Raw genomic sequence first — 17,906 nt, 5'->3', positions numbered from 1 at the left:
CGTTCTCCCTTTCTATGAAAATATTTCTACAAAAAGCGAGTCTACTTTTTTTCTGTAAAAATGGTAAAATAGACGTTGGATTATTTTTAAATGGGAGGACGGTGCTTAACATGACAGATCTTCTGAATGACAGGCTGCCGCCGCAAAATATCGAAGCCGAACAGGCCGTGTTAGGTGCTGTTTTTTTAGAACCATCAGCTTTAACTTTGGCGTCAGAAGTCTTGATTCCAGATGATTTTTACAGAATGTCGCACCAAAAAATATATAACGCCATGCTTGTTCTTGGAGACCGCGGCGAGCCTGTAGACCTGGTGACGGTGACATCAGAGCTTGCGAACACGGACCTTTTGGAAGAGGTTGGCGGTATTTCTTATTTGACGGATATTGCAAATTCTGTGCCGACTGCGGCTAATATAGAGTATTATGCGAAAATCGTGGAAGAAAAATCGATTCTCCGCCGCTTGATCCGTACGGCAACGACGATTGCTCAAGACGGATATACAAGGGAGGATGAAGTCGAAGACCTCTTAAGCGAAGCAGAAAAAACGATTATGGAAGTCGCCCAGCGCAAAAACTCCGGGGCCTTTCAAAATATTAAAGATGTGCTCGTTCAAACTTACGATAATATCGAACAGCTCCACAACAGAAAAGGGGACATCACCGGGATCCCGACAGGTTTTACCGAGCTTGACCGAATGACGGCGGGCTTTCAAAGAAACGATTTGATCATCGTAGCCGCCCGTCCGTCAGTCGGTAAAACTGCTTTTGCCTTAAACATCGCCCAAAACGTGGCGACTAAAACCGATGAAAGCGTCGCGATCTTCAGCCTTGAGATGGGCGCGGAACAGCTGGTCATGCGGATGCTCTGTGCGGAAGGCAACATCAACGCCCAGAATCTCCGGACCGGAAACCTGACGGAAGAAGATTGGGGCAAGCTGACAATGGCGATGGGAAGCTTATCAAACAGCGGTATTTTCATCGATGATACACCGGGGATCCGCGTCAGCGAAATCCGTTCCAAGTGCAGACGGTTAAAGCAGGAGAACGGTCTCGGCATGATTTTGATCGACTACCTGCAGCTCATCCAAGGAAGCGGCAGATCAAGTGACAACCGTCAGCAGGAAGTGTCGGAAATATCCCGTGCGCTGAAAGCGCTGGCGAGGGAGCTTGAAGTTCCGGTCATCGCCCTTTCACAGCTTTCCCGCGGCGTCGAGCAGCGCCAGGACAAGCGTCCGATGATGTCGGACATCCGGGAATCGGGAAGTATCGAGCAGGACGCCGATATCGTTGCGTTCCTGTACCGCGATGATTACTATGACAAAGAATCTGAGAATAAAAACATCATTGAAATCATTATTGCAAAACAAAGGAACGGCCCGGTCGGGACCGTCTCACTCGCTTTTGTAAAAGAATACAATAAGTTCGTCAACCTGGAACGTCGGTTTGATGACGCAGGTGTTGCGCCTGGTGCTTAAATCCCTGAGACATGCTCTCAGGGATTTTTCTTTTTTCTTGCATTGCGGTTTTTACCGATTTCAAATAACCCCGTTGCGGTTAATCCGGCAAGTCCTCCGGACCATAAACGGAGCACGAGTTCAAGGTCTGTAAAAGGATATGCTGCGGCCCCGATCAGCAAACCTATCAAGAGTGAAACGAGCGGAATCAAGTTTTTCGGCACCTTGAACGTCTTCTTCACCAATTCGACCAGCGCCAAAATAATCGGCGATAAAACAGATGCAAAAATTAATACCGTCTCCATCGGCATCTCCCTCCTTACTTATTGAATATTTGTGTTGCCGGTTTTTTATGTGTCTTTGTCCAAGAAAAACGCTTATTTTTAAGATTTGACTTACAGACTGTCTATTAAAAAGAAAATATATGAAATTTGCTTTATAATAACGAACAAATGTGTTTGGTGTTAAAATTAATGTTCGGATTTACGATTGACTTTGCGGGATGACACTGATAAACTGAATGTGTTTGATATTGATATCGTTTGAAAAGGTTAACGGAGGTGCACGGATATGTCTTCAGTAGTTGTTGTAGGTACGCAGTGGGGTGACGAAGGAAAAGGCAAAATCACCGATTTTCTTTCCGAAAACGCAGAGGTAATCGCACGGTACCAAGGCGGAAATAACGCAGGACATACAATTAAATTCAACGGGGTAACGTACAAACTGCATTTGATTCCATCCGGTATTTTTTATAAGGATAAAACGTGTGTGATCGGCAACGGAATGGTTGTTGATCCGAAAGCATTGGTGACGGAGCTGGCTTATCTTCATGAGCGGAACGTCAGCACGGACAACTTGAGAATCTCCAACAGGGCCCATGTCATTCTGCCGTATCATTTAAAGCTTGATGCGGTCGAAGAAGAGCGGAAAGGGGCCAATAAAATCGGCACGACGAAAAAAGGAATCGGCCCGGCTTATATGGACAAAGCCGCTCGCGTCGGAATCCGCATCGCCGATCTGCTGGATAGAGAAGTCTTTGAAGAAAAGCTCGCCCGCAATTTAGAAGAAAAAAACCGTCTGCTGGAAAAAATGTACGATGCGGAAGGATTTAAAATAGAAGACATTTTAGACGAATACTATGAGTACGGCCAGCAGATCAAACAATATGTCTGCGACACGTCCGTCGTCTTAAACGACGCGCTTGATGACGGCCGCCGCGTCTTATTCGAAGGGGCGCAAGGGGTTATGCTTGATATCGACCAAGGAACATATCCGTTTGTTACATCTTCAAACCCTGTCGCCGGCGGCGTAACGATCGGCTCAGGTGTGGGACCGACAAAAATCCAGCATGTCGTTGGTGTATCGAAAGCTTACACAACGCGTGTCGGAGACGGGCCGTTCCCGACAGAGCTGAACAATGAGATCGGAGACCAAATCCGTGAGGTCGGCCGCGAATACGGAACAACTACAGGGCGCCCGCGCCGCGTCGGCTGGTTTGACAGCGTGGTTGTCCGCCATGCCCGCCGCGTCAGCGGAATTACCGACCTTTCATTAAATTCAATTGACGTATTGACCGGTATTGAAACATTGAAAATCTGTGTCGCTTACAAATACCGCGGCGAGATCCTCGAAGAGTTCCCGGCAAGCTTAAAAGCGCTCGCTGAATGTGAGCCTGTCTATGAAGAAATGCCGGGCTGGACAGAAGATATCACAGGAGCCAAAAGCTTGAGCGATCTGCCTGAAAATGCCCGCCATTATCTAGAGCGAGTTTCTCAGCTGACAGGCATTCCGCTTTCTATTTTCTCAGTCGGTCCTGACCGCTCTCAAACAAATGTGGTGAGAAGCGTTTATCGTCCGAACTAAATTCCAGAAGAGCCTCTGCAGTTCGCAGGGGCTTTGTTTTTCAATGACAAGGAGGGCAAACGGGTGGAACGTGTCGATGTTGTATATTCATTCGTGGAAGAGAACGGAAACATCCTGATGGTGAAAAATAAGAAAAATCAATCGTGGACGCTGCCGGGCGGCAAGGTGGAAGCTGGAGAATCGCTAACAGAAGCCGCGGCGAGAGAAATGAAGGAAGAAACAGGCTATGGAATTCAGCCTCTTGATATATTAGCTATAAATGAAGCGATTATCGGCGGCGAGCATGTATATTTCATCGTCTTTAGAGCCCGGATCACCGATCGTCCGGATGCCATCACGTTTGACGAGAACATTGTTGAAGCCAAGTGGATGCCGCTTCATGAAGCTGACCGGCTGCTGTCTGTATTCCATCCGAACGGAATCATGCACTGGCTGAACCGCGAAGGGGCGGAGTATCATCACGAAGGGAAAAAATAATAGAAAAAAATAAAAAAATATATTGCCACTTCTGTTCGTTCTATGATAATATAAATCTCGTTGTTGCGAAAACAACGAAACGAGCCATTAGCTCAGTTGGTAGAGCACGTCCGAATAAGCTTCGGAGAATTCGCTTCAGCGTACACATCGAGAGACATCTCGAAAAAGCTTCCTGAGATGTGGACGTCGTTATTTCAGATTAAATCTAAGGGTGTAATTTAATCTTGAGCCATTAGCTCAGTTGGTAGAGCATCTGACTTTTAATCAGAGGGTCGAAGGTTCGAGTCCTTCATGGCTCACCATTTCCCTGGCCCGTTGGTCAAGCGGTTAAGACACCGCCCTTTCACGGCGGTAACACGGGTTCGAATCCCGTACGGGTCATTGATTTACTTTAGCGTAATTGCTAAATCCCCGCTTGCTCCGGAGGAGACCACGATTCTTCTCCGAAGCAGGTACTGTAAATATGCAAGGTCCGGTAGTTCAGTTGGTTAGAATGCCTGCCTGTCACGCAGGAGGTCGCGGGTTCGAGTCCCGTCCGGACCGCCATTTTAAAAAAGTTACATACCTGGCTCGGTAGCTCAGTTGGTAGAGCAACGGACTGAAAATCCGTGTGTCGGCGGTTCGATTCCGTCCCGAGCCACTCTAAAGCGCGTCTGTTTTTAAGCAGATGCGTTTTCTTTTAGCTGAAAACAAGGAAATAAAATGCTGAAGGAATAAAAAGGAGAAAAAAAGGGAGGCCGGTAACCCGGCCGAAGAAGAAGACGTTACTATATAGACGGTCTTGAAGGGGAAGATGTTTCATTTTTCAGTAAAAAAAGTCACAAAAATTTAATTGTTGTGATAAAAGCGGAAAAATAGCAGGTGGATTTAATTTCCAAACGTTTTCCTTTGAACTATTTTTTTAACTTTTGCTTCATAAACGTTATAATGTATAAGAAATCTATTTTCTAGAAAGTGTTTTTTAATGAAGACATGCAGTGTACTTGATATAAAACTTAGGCAGCCATCCGCTGGCTGTATTGTATCCAAACTCTGAACCAGGGGGAACGAATAATGGAAAAAAAGATACTAGTTGTAGATGATGAAAAGCCGATTGCTGATATTTTAGAGTTTAATCTGAAAAAAGAGGGCTATGAAGTCCATTGCGCATACGACGGCAATGAAGCGCTTCAGATGGTTGAGGATCTCAACCCTGATATGATTCTGCTCGACATCATGCTTCCGAACAAGGACGGTGTGGAAGTGTGCCGTGAAGTCCGCAAAAAATATGATATGCCCATCATTATGCTGACAGCAAAGGATTCGGAAATCGATAAAGTCATCGGTCTTGAACTGGGAGCTGACGACTATGTGACAAAACCGTTCAGCACCCGCGAACTGCTCGCGCGTGTCAAAGCGAACTTGAGAAGACAGAACACAGCGGCTCCTGCCGAAGAAGAATCGTCTTCAAACGAAATTCAAATCGGATCGCTCGTCATTTTTCCGGATGCCTACGTCGTTTCAAAACGAGACGAGACAATCGAACTGACGCATCGGGAATTCGAACTGCTGCATTACCTTGCTAAACATATCGGGCAGGTCATGACGCGTGAGCATCTGCTGCAAACCGTGTGGGGATACGACTACTTTGGAGATGTCCGGACAGTTGACGTTACGGTCAGACGCCTTCGCGAAAAAATCGAGGATAATCCGAGTCACCCAAGCTGGATCGTCACAAGGCGCGGTGTCGGCTACTATTTGAGAAATCCGGAACAGGACTAATACCGAAATGAATAAAGTCAGTTTTTTCCGCTCGATTCATTTTAAGTTTACCTTAATATACGTTCTGCTGATTATCGTTGCCATGCAGATTATCGGCGTCTACTTTGTCAATGAGATGGAGAAGTCACTTCTTAAATCATATAATGACTCTCTTGACCAGCGGGTGAACAACCTCTCGTATTATCTGGAACAGGAAATGACGAAGGATAGAAGCACGTCTTCCTCGACTACCTTGAAAGAAGACGCAGAGCGGATTCTAAATGATTTCAGCAAGGAAGGCGAAATTCTCGAAGTCAGTCTGATTGATAAAAGCTATGAAGTCATCGCGACCTCCAATCCTTATAACCGGGAGGTGGCGGGGAAAAAGACAACAGAGGGCATTATTAAAAGGACACTGCTTGTCGGTATTCCGTACGAAAACAAATTTTTCGACCCGGAGCGTGACAGCAAAGTGCGGATTTCAGTCACGCCGATTAAAAAATCGAATCAAGAGACGATCGGGGCCATTTATGTCGTGGCATCGATGGATAATGTCTACAATCAAATCCGGACGATCAACACCATTTTAGCGTCTGGAACTTTTATTGCGCTTGGAATCACTGCATTCCTCGGGATTTTTGTCGCGCGAACGATTACACATCCGCTGTCAGATATGAGAAAGCAGGCCATTGAACTGGCGAAAGGAAATTTCTCAAGAAAAGTCAGGAAGTACGGAAACGACGAAATCGGCCAGCTGGCCACAACGTTTAATTATTTAACAAGAGAGCTGAAAGAAGCTCAATCCATGACAGAAGGCGAACGAAAAAAACTATCTTCTGTTATTGCCTATATGACAGACGGGGTTATCGCGACAAACCGAAATGGCGCGATTATTTTGCTTAATACGCCGGCACTGGAGCTTTTAAATGTTTCACGTGAAACGGCTCTCGAAATGCCGATCACCTCACTGCTCGGCCTTGAAGATGAATACACGTTCGAAGATTTGGTTGAACAGCAGGACTCGCTCCTTCTTGAAATTGAACAGGAAGAACGGACGTCTGTGCTTCGCGTCAATTTCTCGGTCATCCAAAAAGAGCACGGAAAGATTGATGGGTTGATTGCGGTTATTTACGATGTCACAGAACAAGAGCAGATCGATCAAGAACGGAGAGAATTTGTGGCAAATGTCTCCCACGAACTCAGAACGCCGCTCACCACAATGCGCAGCTATTTAGAAGCGCTTGCGGAAGGCGCGTGGCAGGATCCAAACATTGCGCCGCGCTTCTTGAATGTGACACAGAATGAAACAGAGCGCATGATCAGACTTGTCAACGACTTGCTGCAGCTTTCTAAGTTTGACAGCAAGGACTACCAATTCAATAAAGAATGGATTCATTTTATCCGTTTCTTCTCATTGATTATTGAGCGCTTTGAAATGACGAAAGAGCAGCATGTTGAGTTTATCAGCAATCTGCCGGATAGAGAATTGTATGTTGAAATCGATCCGGACAAGATTACGCAAGTGCTGGATAATATCATTTCAAATGCATTGAAATATTCCCCTGAAGGAGGCCATATCACGTTCTCTGTTGATGTAAATGAAGAAGAAGAGCTTCTTTATATCAGTGTCAAAGACGAAGGTGTCGGCATTCCGAGAAAAGACATGGAGAAGATCTTCGAGCGTTTCTACCGTGTCGATAAAGCCAGAACAAGAAGACTCGGCGGTACGGGGCTTGGTCTTGCGATCGCAAAAGAAATGGTACAAGCCCATGGCGGCGACATTTGGGCCGACAGTATCGAAGGAAAAGGAACAACGATCACATTTACCCTGCCATATAAAGAAGAACAAGAGGATGATTGGGATGAAGCGTGAAACAATTAAAACGATAATACTGTCCCTTTTGGTTTTGATCAGTCTTCTTTTTACTTTTAATATTTGGGGATTTCAGGGGAATTACGAAAAAGTGGAAGATTCACAGGCTCAGGTCAGCGATAAACAGCCGATTACAAATCAGACAAAGTTGCTAAATGAAGCCGTCAAACCGCAGCAAATGTTCATTCATGAGAATGGACAGCATTATTTGCTGAATGATACGACGCTCTATTCTCAGCTCTGGGACGACATGAGCCGATGGGAAGTCAAATCGTTAAAGGATATCTCGGACAAATTTGACAGGCAGCAGTTCAAAAACTGGCTGTACGCTAAAAATAAAGACTCCAAATTGGATCTCGTTTTTAGCGACAATATTCCAATCGATGTGCTGCAGCCGCTTTTCAAATGGTCCGCCAACTCTTATGAATACAACTCTTTTGACAGAATCGTTCTTCCTTTCAATGAAGGACGGGGCATGAAAAAAATCTACTTTGTATCCTTCAGCAAAGAGACGGTTGTTGAAGCGGTGATTGAATCGGCAAATTACCGCAACATCCTTGCAGACATTGAAAAAGAAAAATCGCAGATGCCTCTTTACGAGGACTTTGCAATCAATTCTCGCAGAGATGTCTTGCTTCCGGTTAATAGGCTGAAGCTGTCTGAAAAAGAGTATTTTACAGAAACGATCAGCCCGACGCGTTTTAAAAAAGCTTTATTTGATGATCCGCAAACCGTCCGGCAGGAAACCAACTTAAACCGACCGGTATATACGGATGGAACAAGCCTTTTGGAGGTCTACTCGAACAACAGGCAGATTAAGTTCCAGCACCGCAACCTGGAACCGAGTTCTGCTTATCAAAATGGAGAGCTGATCAATAAAAGCTTTAAATATTTAAACGACACGGGAAGCTGGACGGATGATTATCAATTTTTCGGCTTGAATGAAAATCAGCAGATCAACTTTAATCTGTTTATGGATCAGCTGCCGGTCGTTAACAGCCAAAACCAGCCTTTCGGAACGACAGCGATTGAACTTCGCTGGGCAAACAACGACATATTGGATTATAAACACCCAACATATGTCTTGGGCGCAAACGCTAATCCGGTCAGCAAAAAGGATAAAGAAATCATGAGCGGAGAAGAATTGATTCAGTTCCTGCAAGACAATGAAGAGTATGACTTTGATAAGATTGAGCAAATCTTTCCTGCCTATGAAATGGTCTCAGTATCAGAGGAACAAGACCCTCTTGTAAAACTTGTACCGACTTGGTGCATTAAAATAAACGGTACGATAAAGCCGGTATCAAAGAAAGATTCAGCGGTGAAGGAGGGCATTGAGAGTGGAGTGGAATAGAACAAAAACAATCTTCATTATCGTCTTCCTCATCCTTGATATCTTTTTGGCCTTTCAATACTTTGATAAGCGCAGCAACAATCAGTTTCCGATTTTAGAAAAATCAACGCTGCAGGAAGATATGAAAGCAGACCATATTTCATATGGCAACTTGTCTAAAGAGACGTCAAAAGGTTCCTCAATCTCTGCACAAAAGCGAGTCTTTAAGCAAAGCGAGATTAAATCGTTAAAAGGGCAAAAGCCGAAGGCGTTAATGAATACCGCAAAAGAGAACGCTTTGACGGAAATAGAAATGGAATTTGAAACACCCATTGCACTTCCGAAAGCGGATATGGAGACAAAAGCAAGGGAAATCGTGAACGAAGAGATTATCGACGGCAACAAGTACAAGCTTTGGAAAGTCGATAAATCCGGAAAACAGATCGTTTTCTTCCAAACCTATAATGGAAATTACATTTTTCAGGATCGGCAAAACGATGATAACACAGAGATGGGCGAAGTCGTTCTGTACCTGAATAATAAAAACGAAGTTGTTTCATATAAGCAGTCGATGCTGCAGGATATAAAAGAAGTCAAAACGGAAAGTCTGATCTCCGCAGTCGGAGCGGTTGAAGCTTTGTACTATCCGGATTATTTGAAGAAGTACAGCAAAATTAAATCAGCCGAGCTTGGCTATTTCACGCAGTATCCGCTGGCAAGCGCGCAAATTTTCGTGCCCGTTTGGCGGATCGAAGTGGAGCGCAAAACGGACGATAAAACCATTCACGAAGAATTTATCGTGGATGCACGGGATGGAGCGCTTCTTCAATCACAAGAGAAAAAGGAAAAATCATAATGGAGTGAGAAACCATGAGCCTGCAATTTAGCGTACTTGCGAGCGGGAGTACCGGTAATGCTTTATATTTGGAAACCGATGACCACGCTTTTTTAGTTGACGCAGGACTTAGCGGGAAGGCGATGGAAGGGCTGATGGCGCAAATTGACCGAAAGCTTGATCAGCTTGACGGCATTTTTGTTACGCATGAGCACAGTGATCATATAAAAGGACTTGGTGTGCTGGCAAGAAAATATGAGCTGCCCGTTTACGCCAATGAAAAAACGTGGAAGGCGATGGAAGGGCATATCGGCAAAATGGATAACGGCCAAAAATTCGTGTTTTCAATGGAAACCGTCAAATCGTTCGGCTCCCTCGATGTCGAATCGTTTGGCGTATCCCACGACGCCGCAGAGCCGATGTTTTATGTTTTTCATTACAATGGCCGAAAGCTCGCTTTGATTACGGATACGGGCTATGTCAGCGACAGAATGAAAGGCATTATCCGCTCGGCAAACGCTTTTGTTTTTGAAAGCAATCATGATGTCGGCATGCTGCAAATGGGCCGCTATCCGTGGAACATCAAGCGCCGGATCTTAAGCGACGTCGGACATGTATCCAATGAGGACGCAGCACTCGCAATGACTGATGTAATCGGTGATGAGACATCGAGAATTTATTTGGCTCATTTAAGCCAGGACAACAACATGAAAGAGCTGGCGAGAATGTCTGTCCAGCAAACGTTGGCTGCCAAAGGATTTGCGGCGGGAGAAACGTTTGACTTATATGATACCGATCCTAAGAAACCGACACCTCTTGTAGCGGTGTAAATTTTACTGATTGAATGATTAATCTGCGGGCAGATGATCCACACTATATACATATATCGTTCCTTGAAAGGATTTGAATATAGTGGAGTTTAATCATGATGAGGAAAAATTCGTTCGGGAAAAGCCGGTGAGAAATTGGAGAAGCTTTTTGTTTTCAAGCCTGGTCGGCGCCGTTATCGGCGCTCTTTTAACAGTGTTTGCCCTGCCGTATCTCTCGCAGCAGGGATGGCTGCCTTACAATCTGCAAGTCATTGAAGCGCGCGGAGGTCAAGAAGCTCAGCAGGGCGGTGCGGTCCGCAATGTATCCGTCAACGTGAACAATGAAGTCACACAAGTGGTCTCTAAGGTTTCTGATTCTGTTGTCGGCGTTATCAACATCCAAAAAACCGGTGTATGGGATGGAGACAGCGAAGCGGGAACAGGCTCGGGCGTTATTTATAAAAAGGAAGGCAAAACATCCCACATTGTGACCAACCACCATGTCATTGAAGGGGCATCCCAAATCGAAGTCAGTCTGAATGACGGAACGCGGATTCCGGCAAAACTGATCGGCAGTGATAAACTGATGGATCTGGCCGTCCTGCAAGTCAGCAGCAATAAAATAAAAGCGGCTGCTGAATTCGGAGATTCTGATAAAGTGAAGACAGGCGAGCCTGTCATCGCGATTGGAAACCCGCTCGGCCTGCAGTTTTCAGGGTCTGTTACACAAGGAATCATCTCAGGAACCGAACGCGCTGTTCCGGTCGATTCAAACGGAGACGGACAGCCGGACTGGAATGCCGAAGTATTGCAGACGGATGCTGCCATTAACCCGGGCAACAGCGGAGGCGGACTGTTTAATATTGATGGAAAAGTCATCGGCATTAATTCGATGAAAATCGCTGAATCAGCCGTCGAAGGCATCGGTCTGAGCATCCCTGCCAACCTTGCCATTCCGGTTATCGAAGATTTGGAAACGTACGGAGAAGTAAGAAGGCCGTATTTCGGAATTGAGATGAAATCACTTGGCGATATTGCAAGCTACCACTGGCAGGAAACGCTTAAACTGCCGAAAGACGTAACATCAGGGGTTGTTGTAATGGGCGTTCAGCCGGTGTCTCCTGCAGGCAGAGCCGGTTTGAAAGAGCTTGATGTCATCGTCGAATTCAACGGTGACCGCGTTTACGATATCGTTGATCTGCGTAAAAAGCTTTACACCAAAAACGTCGGCGATAAGGTGAAAATCAAATACCTGCGGGGCGGAAAAGAAAGAACAACAGAAGTAAAGCTGTCCCGATCCAAATTGGGAAGCTGATAAAGACAGTCTGGCCGGTACGGCCGGGCTGTTTTTTTATTATGCCAAGTCTGAGGAATGATCGTCAAAAATCAAAAATGGGATAGTTAGAGAGGAAAATAAGACTTTCCGGATGAATAATCGGGTTTTTAGGGTGTGAAATCGAAGTTTTTGCTTCAATAAAAATGAGAGTTTCTAAAAAATGGACAAAACATCATATTGCGTTTCAATTTCGCGTACGATATGATGATTTAAACATTTTGGCAAAGGCAGATTCACTGCGAAAATCAGGGCGGAAAGGGAGATAGGATGAGTCAGCATGCACTTGTATTACAATCTGATTTTGGCCTTGATGACGGGGCGGTAAATGCGATGTACGGCGTGGCTTATTCAGTTGACAGTTCACTCCGGATTTTTGATTTGACGCACAACATTCCCGTTTTTCACATTTGGGAGGCTTCCTATCGGCTGCTGCAGTCCGTTTCTTATTGGCCTGAAGGCACTGTCTTCGTCTCTGTCGTCGATCCAGGTGTCGGCTCGGAACGCCGCAGCGTCGCAGTCAGAACCTCTTCCGATCAATATATCATCACACCGGACAACGGAACACTCACCCATATCAGCCGGCAGAATGGGATTGTCGAAGTGCGCTATCTTGATGAAGCGCAAAACAGGCTTCCGAGATCAGGCGAATCACATACTTTCCATGGACGCGACATTTACGCTTACACCGGGGCAAGACTGGCAGCCGGGATTCTCAGCTTCGACCGGATTGGTCCGGAAGTTTCAACAGATTCCATCGTCAAACTTCCGGTCATGGAAGCTTATATCGAAAATGATTGGATAACCGGAACGATCGACATTTTAGATATCCGGTTTGGAAACCTTTGGACAAATATCAGCCGTAAACTGTTCAAGTCACTTGACGTTCAATACGAAGATCCTGTGGAAGTGGTCATCAAACACGAGGACACCAAAGTCTATCAGCAAACGATGGCTTTTGGACGGTCGTTTGCTGATATGCCGGTCGGTAAGCCGGTTGTTTATATCAATTCATTAGACCGCCTGGGTATTGCCCTCAATCAAGGATCCTTTGCCAAAACACACCATATTGGCACCGGCATCCACTGGCAGATTTCTCTTCAAAAAAGTATACAGCGGTAAACAAAAGAGCCTGAATTCCAATCAGGCTCTTTGTTTTTTGTTTCATTCTTATGACATAAAAACGGTTGTCACACATTTTTCAGCTAATCGAGAAGGAGGCAATCCTTTTTAAAAATAGTACATTTGTCATATTGGTACCTAAGTCATATTGTCTAAAAGCAGAGAAAAGAATATATTGAGGGGGTGTGCCGCTGCTATGAAAAAATTCATTCAATTCATTTGTTTGGAAAACGAGTGTCCGGAGGAATGATATGAACGACAATGTGCAGACTGCGTTGAAAACGCTGTCTAATGTAAAGAGCAGAAGTATCGTGTCCGTTTTTGTGCTATGTCTGATCACACTGGGGGTTTACATACCATACTGGTTTCTATCCAGGAAAAAAAGCTTCGATTTGCTGCCTTATCATGATATTCCCTACACCACGTTAAAAGCTATCATATTTTATCATTTATTTTCGATTCCAATTAGAATATCAGCAAAAATCGCTTTTCCTGACATGCATTACAGCCTTTATATGCTGCTCGACCGCGTGATTTTGATTCTGTCCGCAGGTGTTTTGATTTACTGCGCACTGGTGGTGACCGCTTCATTAAACAAGCTCTCAGGCAAAGAACCTGCGAATGGATCCATTTTTGCGTTTCTTTTGAATGTCATTTACATTCAGCACAGAATCAATAAACTTTCCGAGCCGAAAAGCGAATGGCTGAGCAAAGCATCATGATCAATAAACAAGGAAGTGAAGCACAATTTGATGTTGAAATCAAAAATTAAAATTGACTTAAACAAACCGAGAAAAAAACCGGCAATCCGTTTAATGCCAATGACGGAAGAAGACTTTAAGACATACCATGCCTATTCCATCCAGCATTACGCCATGGAGAAAGTAAAAGCGGGCACATGGACAGTGGCGGAAGCGATGGAGAAAGCAGAAGAGCAATTTGCAGCTCTTTTGCCAAACGGCATTGAAACGAACAACCATCATCTATGGTCAATCATGGACGACAGCGAGGATGCCGCAGGCTGGCTTTGGCTCTACGCTGACCCGCACCATCCTCAGAAGGAAGCATTTATTTACGATTTCGGGCTTTATGAAGCGTATCGCGGGCAGGGAATCGGCCAGCAGGCTTTAGCCGTCTTAGAAGAAGAGGCAAAGCAATTAGGAGTCCAAAAGCTGTCCCTGCATGTATTCGCCCATAATAAAAAGGCGAAGCGGCTTTATGAAAAAATGAATTTTGAGACGACGGATTTGCATATGAGCAAGAGGCTGTAAGATCAAAGCTGTGAAGCTTTGGTCTTTTTTCATGTCCAATGTTCCACATGAAACAAAGCGTGTCATTATTCCTAGTTGAGAGACATGAAACATAACGAAAAAAAGACAAAATGATTCGAATGAACTCCTTTATATTACGCAATGACAGATTGCATATTACAAAGGTAAAAATATGACGAATAATGTCCTATTGATTGTCGAATTTCTGCAGATGAATACGAAATAAGGATTGGGTAAAATGGTATAGTTTTTTTATTTCGGTCAAAAAAAAGAATCCATATACCTAAGAAAATCCCAATTTGACACTTCAATGGATTTTGATTTATTGCATTCAATATAGTACATTTTGATAAGGAAAGTGGAAAAGTATAGATGACAAGGATAAAAAGACCTGGAAGAAAAGTTTTAAGGAAAGAAGTGTTTCAGCATGAGTAAGGAATTAGAAGAATTTCCGAAAATAAAAGCCATATTTGCGGTGTTATTAACAATCATAACGTCTGGCATATACATCCCGTACTGGTTTCTTTCAAGAAGAAAGAATTTAGAACGATGCCAAATTAAGCTCCCGTATGTCGCCATTAAAGTGACGCTGCTGTTAAGCGTCTTTTCAATTTTGGAGCCTTTTTGGACTTTTTACTCAATCACATTTCAAAGAGAAGATTTGCTGCCATACAGCAACAGCATTTTGCTTCTCCCGCTGCGCCCCGGACACAGCTTCCTCCCGCAGCTCTCATTTCTCCTTTTTTGGACGATAAATCTAGTTAGTGCATTTAAGGTTAGAAAATCGTTTATGAGGTTCTCTAAAAAGCCGGTTAACGGGTTTTGGACTTTCATTCTTAACGTTTCATATTTGCAGCATATCACGAATCAGCATTCTTTAGTTGTTCAGGAAAAAAGAGAAGCAGTATAGAAAAAGATTAGAGCATCAGCGAGGGTAGCTGGTGTTTTTTATTTAGGGAAAACAGAGTTATCCAGAGGAATATAAAAAGCTTGTGGATAACCGCGCGAAGTCATGCTAAAACCTACTAACATGTGCATAAATAGGGTATATTGAATAAGGAGCTTTTTTATAAAAGAGCCCAATGATACAGATATTGGAGGGACTTTTATGAAGTCTTGCGAAGAGCATATTGAAACCGTCATTGACATGTATGTGGATGAAGTAGAATTGGCCCCTGAAATCAGAAAAATCGAACATACACACAGTTTATCCACAACCTGTGAATTGTGCGATAAACCTGCAGTATATATAGTGGGGAACGAATGATCGGACACTAAATACACAACCTTTATCCACAATTGTGGATAATGCTTCTGAATAACTTGTTCTTAAAGTGGGGATGACCTGTGAATATATCAATCGTAGCAATCGGAAAACTAAAAGAAAAATATTTAAAACAAGGAATCGACGAATACATCAAACGGCTTTCGGCATACGCAAAAGTCGACATCATCGAACTGCCGGACGAAAAAGCACCGGAAAACCTAAGCGACCAGGACATGAAAATCGTCAAAGACAAAGAAGGCGAACGAATTCTCTCAAAAATCAGCCCCGACGCCCACGTCATCGCTTTGGCAATCGAAGGAAAAATGAAAAGTTCGGAAGAATTAGCCGATAATATGGATAGACTCGCCACATATGGAAAGAGCAAGGTAACCTTCGTCATCGGCGGCTCACTCGGCTTGAGCGACGCCGTCCTGAAGCGCGCAGATGAAAAGCTGTCGTTTTCAAGGATGACGTTCCCGCATCAGCTGATGAGGCTGATTTTGCTGGAACAGGTTTATCGGGCGTTTCGGATTAATCGGGGGGAGCCTTATCATAAGTGAGTGCTTAATATAGACATAGCATCATTCCGATAATTATTTGACCATTAAAAGAATAGTCTTTATTTGGTAACTTTTTAAAGTAAACTTTTAAATATCGTAACAAAAAAGCTTGTAAAAGAAACATCATGTTGAACAAAAATGTCGAATTCGTGTCAAGAAGATAATTTCTAAGTATTAAAAGAGTTTTTCTTGTTTGTGTTAATTACGCTTGAGTGATAAAAAATTATTAGGGTGAACAAAAATGGGACAATACTCGCAACAAAAAATTAAGAAAATCAATATTAATCTATTAAAGAACCTGAAAGAAGTAGAAATTGATTTCTCAGAAAGTAGACTAACTGCTTTAATAGGTATAAATGGTTCAGGAAAATCTACGATTTTACATGCCTTAGCCTGTTGTTATAAACCTGCAGACGAAAACAAAACTGTAAATTATAAATTCAGCCAATTCTTTACCCCTACTATAGATTCTCTTTGGCAAGGTAGTCGTTTTACCCTTTACCATGACTATAGATTTGGTAGCCGATTTTACGAAAATGAAGAAACCATTTATGCTAAAAACACTGATAGATGGTCACCCAAATACGACCGAAGAATTCCTCGAGATGTTTTTTTTATTGGTATAAGCTCAGGCGTTCCTAAAATTGAAGAAGAGAAAAGGCAAAGTTTCATAAGATATAGCACTACTACTTTGAATGACACTACCTCTAGAATTATTAAAGAAAAAGCTGGTTATATAATGAATCGTGATTATAGCTCTTATAATTTGCACAGTGATCCAAAAGGGAAGTATATAGGTGTTGAGTATAATCAAGCTAAATATTCTTCTTTGAGTATGTCTGCTGGTGAACAAAGGATCTTTAAAATATTAGCCGAAGTTTATAATGCTCCCAATAATTCACTAATTTTAATTGATGAAATTGACTTGCTTCTACATGCATTTGCATTTAAAAAATTAATTGAGACTCTCCATGAAAGAGCAGAAGAGAAGAAACTACAAATTGTATTTACAACGCATTCAATAGATATTTTAAGCTATAGCAAATTCATTAATATACGCCACTTATATAGTACTTCTGAAAAAACAATTTGTTTAACGAATACAAAACCAGATACTATTTACCGCATAACAGGAGAGAGTACTCGCCCTATTGAATTATTTGTGGAAGATGATTTAGCTTTTACAATTGTTAATCACATAATTGAATCATTAAATATGTCTAAATATGTGAATGTTGCACGTTTTGGTGCTGCAGAAAATTGCTTTACGACAGCAGCAGGAATGTTGCTATCTAATAAATTGACTACAGAATGTCTATTTATTCTTGATGGAGACATGTTTGTCAGTGAAGAGGATAAAATGAAAAGAATAAAAAAAGCACTAACTGGTACAACACAAGAAAATTATGAAATGAGAGACAAGCTTTTAAAGCATATAACGCAGTTTAACTTACCGGATAGTGTTGCGCCTGAACATTTTATTCATAGTCTTTTGAAGGAACTTTCAACCCTCAATCAAATAGTTGAAACCGCAAAAGACATTCAAAAAGTAGATAATACACATAAATATGTGGACGATATAATTGAAAGAATGAATTATCAGAGTAAAGAAGTAGGATTAAGTAAAATTATTGATGTTGCAAGTCAACATGAAAAGTGGGAGCACTATATAGCGCCTTTAAAAAAATGGCTTAAAGCTCGTAGAGATGAATTAGTAGAAGACGTCCAAAATGATCAAGTACCACAATCGACCTAAAAAGGTTATTTTAGTATCTATAATTAGATTTCGAAAAACTTATTCCGATTTATTGCGGTAAACTGATTATAAGTAAAACTCAAAAAAGAAGCAAGCTGATATTACTTCAATGCAATACAGACAAGTTTAAGCCTATTTAGTTTTACTAAAATATGTACTTAGGTTATTCCTTTAAATAGATTTACTGGTGAAATAAAGTAAGTAATATAAAAA

General features: G+C 42.8%; 17 protein-coding genes and 4 tRNA genes. 20 read left to right on the top strand and 1 reads right to left on the bottom strand.

Annotated features, from left to right (window positions below):
- Positions 1 to 110 precede the first annotated feature (110 nt).
- Positions 111 to 1,475, top strand: coding sequence for a replicative DNA helicase (gene dnaB, locus MKZ04_RS16820; RefSeq protein ID WP_020453623.1), 1,365 nt, complete (start codon positions 111 to 113; stop codon positions 1,473 to 1,475).
- A 17-nt stretch (positions 1,476 to 1,492) separates the two neighbouring features.
- Here dnaB and MKZ04_RS16815 read toward each other — a convergent pair whose 3' ends face one another.
- Positions 1,493 to 1,759 (bottom strand): holin, encoded by a 267-nt coding sequence (locus MKZ04_RS16815; protein ID WP_020453622.1) that lies wholly within the window; start codon positions 1,757 to 1,759, stop codon positions 1,493 to 1,495.
- Positions 1,760 to 2,024: 265 nt separating this feature from the next.
- Between MKZ04_RS16815 and MKZ04_RS16810 the strand changes: the two genes are divergently transcribed.
- From MKZ04_RS16810 to MKZ04_RS16720, 19 genes are all read left to right on the top strand, one after another.
- The gene (locus MKZ04_RS16810) at positions 2,025 to 3,317 is read left to right on the top strand and encodes an adenylosuccinate synthase (RefSeq protein ID WP_020453621.1); all 1,293 of its coding nucleotides are present in this window, start codon (positions 2,025 to 2,027) and stop codon (positions 3,315 to 3,317) included.
- 63 nt (positions 3,318 to 3,380) lie between these two features.
- Positions 3,381 to 3,794, top strand: a complete 414-nt coding sequence (locus tag MKZ04_RS16805) for an NUDIX hydrolase (protein WP_025810498.1) — start codon at positions 3,381 to 3,383, stop codon at positions 3,792 to 3,794.
- 226 nt (positions 3,795 to 4,020) lie between these two features.
- Positions 4,021 to 4,096 (top strand) — tRNA-Lys (locus MKZ04_RS16800).
- A 7-nt stretch (positions 4,097 to 4,103) separates the two neighbouring features.
- Positions 4,104 to 4,175, top strand: a tRNA-Glu gene (locus MKZ04_RS16795).
- Positions 4,176 to 4,263: 88 nt separating this feature from the next.
- Positions 4,264 to 4,340 (top strand) — tRNA-Asp (locus MKZ04_RS16790).
- A 21-nt stretch (positions 4,341 to 4,361) separates the two neighbouring features.
- Positions 4,362 to 4,434 (top strand) — tRNA-Phe (locus MKZ04_RS16785).
- Between the two features lie 413 nt (positions 4,435 to 4,847).
- A complete protein-coding gene (gene walR, locus MKZ04_RS16780; protein ID WP_003177967.1) occupies positions 4,848 to 5,555 on the top strand; it encodes a cell wall metabolism DNA-binding response regulator WalR in 708 nt (235 codons plus the stop codon).
- Positions 5,556 to 5,562: 7 nt separating this feature from the next.
- Positions 5,563 to 7,407, top strand: coding sequence for a cell wall metabolism sensor histidine kinase WalK (gene walK, locus MKZ04_RS16775; protein ID WP_020453619.1), 1,845 nt, complete (start codon positions 5,563 to 5,565; stop codon positions 7,405 to 7,407).
- A complete protein-coding gene (locus tag MKZ04_RS16770; protein WP_020453618.1) occupies positions 7,397 to 8,761 on the top strand; it encodes a YycH family regulatory protein in 1,365 nt (454 codons plus the stop codon). Before walK ends, MKZ04_RS16770 begins: the two co-directional genes overlap by 11 nt.
- Positions 8,748 to 9,596, top strand: coding sequence for a two-component system regulatory protein YycI (locus MKZ04_RS16765; RefSeq protein WP_020453617.1), 849 nt, complete (start codon positions 8,748 to 8,750; stop codon positions 9,594 to 9,596). The genes MKZ04_RS16770 and MKZ04_RS16765 overlap by 14 nt, the downstream gene beginning before the upstream one ends.
- Before the next feature lie 14 nt (positions 9,597 to 9,610).
- Positions 9,611 to 10,405 (top strand): MBL fold metallo-hydrolase, encoded by a 795-nt coding sequence (locus tag MKZ04_RS16760; RefSeq protein WP_341046433.1) that lies wholly within the window; start codon positions 9,611 to 9,613, stop codon positions 10,403 to 10,405.
- A gap of 82 nt (positions 10,406 to 10,487) precedes the next feature.
- Entirely contained in the window at positions 10,488 to 11,699 is a 1,212-nt protein-coding gene (locus tag MKZ04_RS16755) for a S1C family serine protease (protein ID WP_341046431.1), read from the top strand.
- A gap of 288 nt (positions 11,700 to 11,987) precedes the next feature.
- Positions 11,988 to 12,839 (top strand): SAM hydrolase/SAM-dependent halogenase family protein, encoded by an 852-nt coding sequence (locus MKZ04_RS16750; RefSeq protein ID WP_341046429.1) that lies wholly within the window; start codon positions 11,988 to 11,990, stop codon positions 12,837 to 12,839.
- 251 nt (positions 12,840 to 13,090) lie between these two features.
- The gene (locus tag MKZ04_RS16745) at positions 13,091 to 13,561 is read left to right on the top strand and encodes a hypothetical protein (RefSeq protein WP_020453614.1); all 471 of its coding nucleotides are present in this window, start codon (positions 13,091 to 13,093) and stop codon (positions 13,559 to 13,561) included.
- 30 nt (positions 13,562 to 13,591) lie between these two features.
- Positions 13,592 to 14,110: a GNAT family N-acetyltransferase gene (locus MKZ04_RS16740; protein ID WP_035338110.1), complete on the top strand. Its 519-nt coding sequence runs from the start codon at positions 13,592 to 13,594 to the stop codon at positions 14,108 to 14,110.
- Positions 14,111 to 14,537: 427 nt separating this feature from the next.
- A complete protein-coding gene (locus MKZ04_RS16735) occupies positions 14,538 to 15,020 on the top strand; it encodes a hypothetical protein (protein ID WP_341046427.1) in 483 nt (160 codons plus the stop codon).
- 198 nt (positions 15,021 to 15,218) lie between these two features.
- Positions 15,219 to 15,377: a CxxH/CxxC protein gene (locus tag MKZ04_RS16730; protein WP_326455370.1), complete on the top strand. Its 159-nt coding sequence runs from the start codon at positions 15,219 to 15,221 to the stop codon at positions 15,375 to 15,377.
- 80 nt (positions 15,378 to 15,457) lie between these two features.
- Positions 15,458 to 15,937: a 23S rRNA (pseudouridine(1915)-N(3))-methyltransferase RlmH gene (rlmH, locus tag MKZ04_RS16725; RefSeq protein ID WP_003177946.1), complete on the top strand. Its 480-nt coding sequence runs from the start codon at positions 15,458 to 15,460 to the stop codon at positions 15,935 to 15,937.
- 241 nt (positions 15,938 to 16,178) lie between these two features.
- On the top strand, positions 16,179 to 17,693 hold the full coding sequence (locus MKZ04_RS16720) for an ATP-dependent nuclease (protein ID WP_328066914.1): 1,515 nt from the start codon (positions 16,179 to 16,181) through the stop codon (positions 17,691 to 17,693).
- The last annotated feature ends 213 nt before the right edge of the window (positions 17,694 to 17,906 follow it).

The organism is Bacillus sp. FSL W7-1354, assembly GCF_038002405.1.
Taxonomy (GTDB): domain Bacteria; phylum Bacillota; class Bacilli; order Bacillales; family Bacillaceae; genus Bacillus; species Bacillus paralicheniformis.
The sequence above is the reverse complement of the archived record's forward strand: the minus strand, read 5'-3'. Positions and strand labels throughout refer to the sequence as shown.

What these genes read in the sequence shown, in the direction of transcription:
- MKZ04_RS16745 (WP_020453614.1), top strand. Translation starts at nt 13,091, where the DNA reads ATGAACGACAATGTGCAGACTGCGTTGAAAACGCTGTCTAATGTAAAG.
- dnaB (WP_020453623.1), top strand. Translation starts at nt 111, where the DNA reads ATGACAGATCTTCTGAATGACAGGCTGCCGCCGCAAAATATCGAAGCC.
- MKZ04_RS16770 (WP_020453618.1), top strand. Translation starts at nt 7,397, where the DNA reads ATGAAGCGTGAAACAATTAAAACGATAATACTGTCCCTTTTGGTTTTG.
- MKZ04_RS16815 (WP_020453622.1), bottom strand. Translation starts at nt 1,759, where the DNA reads ATGGAGACGGTATTAATTTTTGCATCTGTTTTATCGCCGATTATTTTG.
- walK (WP_020453619.1), top strand. Translation starts at nt 5,563, where the DNA reads ATGAATAAAGTCAGTTTTTTCCGCTCGATTCATTTTAAGTTTACCTTA.
- MKZ04_RS16730 (WP_326455370.1), top strand. Translation starts at nt 15,219, where the DNA reads ATGAAGTCTTGCGAAGAGCATATTGAAACCGTCATTGACATGTATGTG.
- MKZ04_RS16750 (WP_341046429.1), top strand. Translation starts at nt 11,988, where the DNA reads ATGAGTCAGCATGCACTTGTATTACAATCTGATTTTGGCCTTGATGAC.
- MKZ04_RS16760 (WP_341046433.1), top strand. Translation starts at nt 9,611, where the DNA reads ATGAGCCTGCAATTTAGCGTACTTGCGAGCGGGAGTACCGGTAATGCT.
- MKZ04_RS16735 (WP_341046427.1), top strand. Translation starts at nt 14,538, where the DNA reads ATGAGTAAGGAATTAGAAGAATTTCCGAAAATAAAAGCCATATTTGCG.
- walR (WP_003177967.1), top strand. Translation starts at nt 4,848, where the DNA reads ATGGAAAAAAAGATACTAGTTGTAGATGATGAAAAGCCGATTGCTGAT.
- MKZ04_RS16810 (WP_020453621.1), top strand. Translation starts at nt 2,025, where the DNA reads ATGTCTTCAGTAGTTGTTGTAGGTACGCAGTGGGGTGACGAAGGAAAA.
- MKZ04_RS16720 (WP_328066914.1), top strand. Translation starts at nt 16,179, where the DNA reads ATGGGACAATACTCGCAACAAAAAATTAAGAAAATCAATATTAATCTA.
- MKZ04_RS16740 (WP_035338110.1), top strand. Translation starts at nt 13,592, where the DNA reads ATGTTGAAATCAAAAATTAAAATTGACTTAAACAAACCGAGAAAAAAA.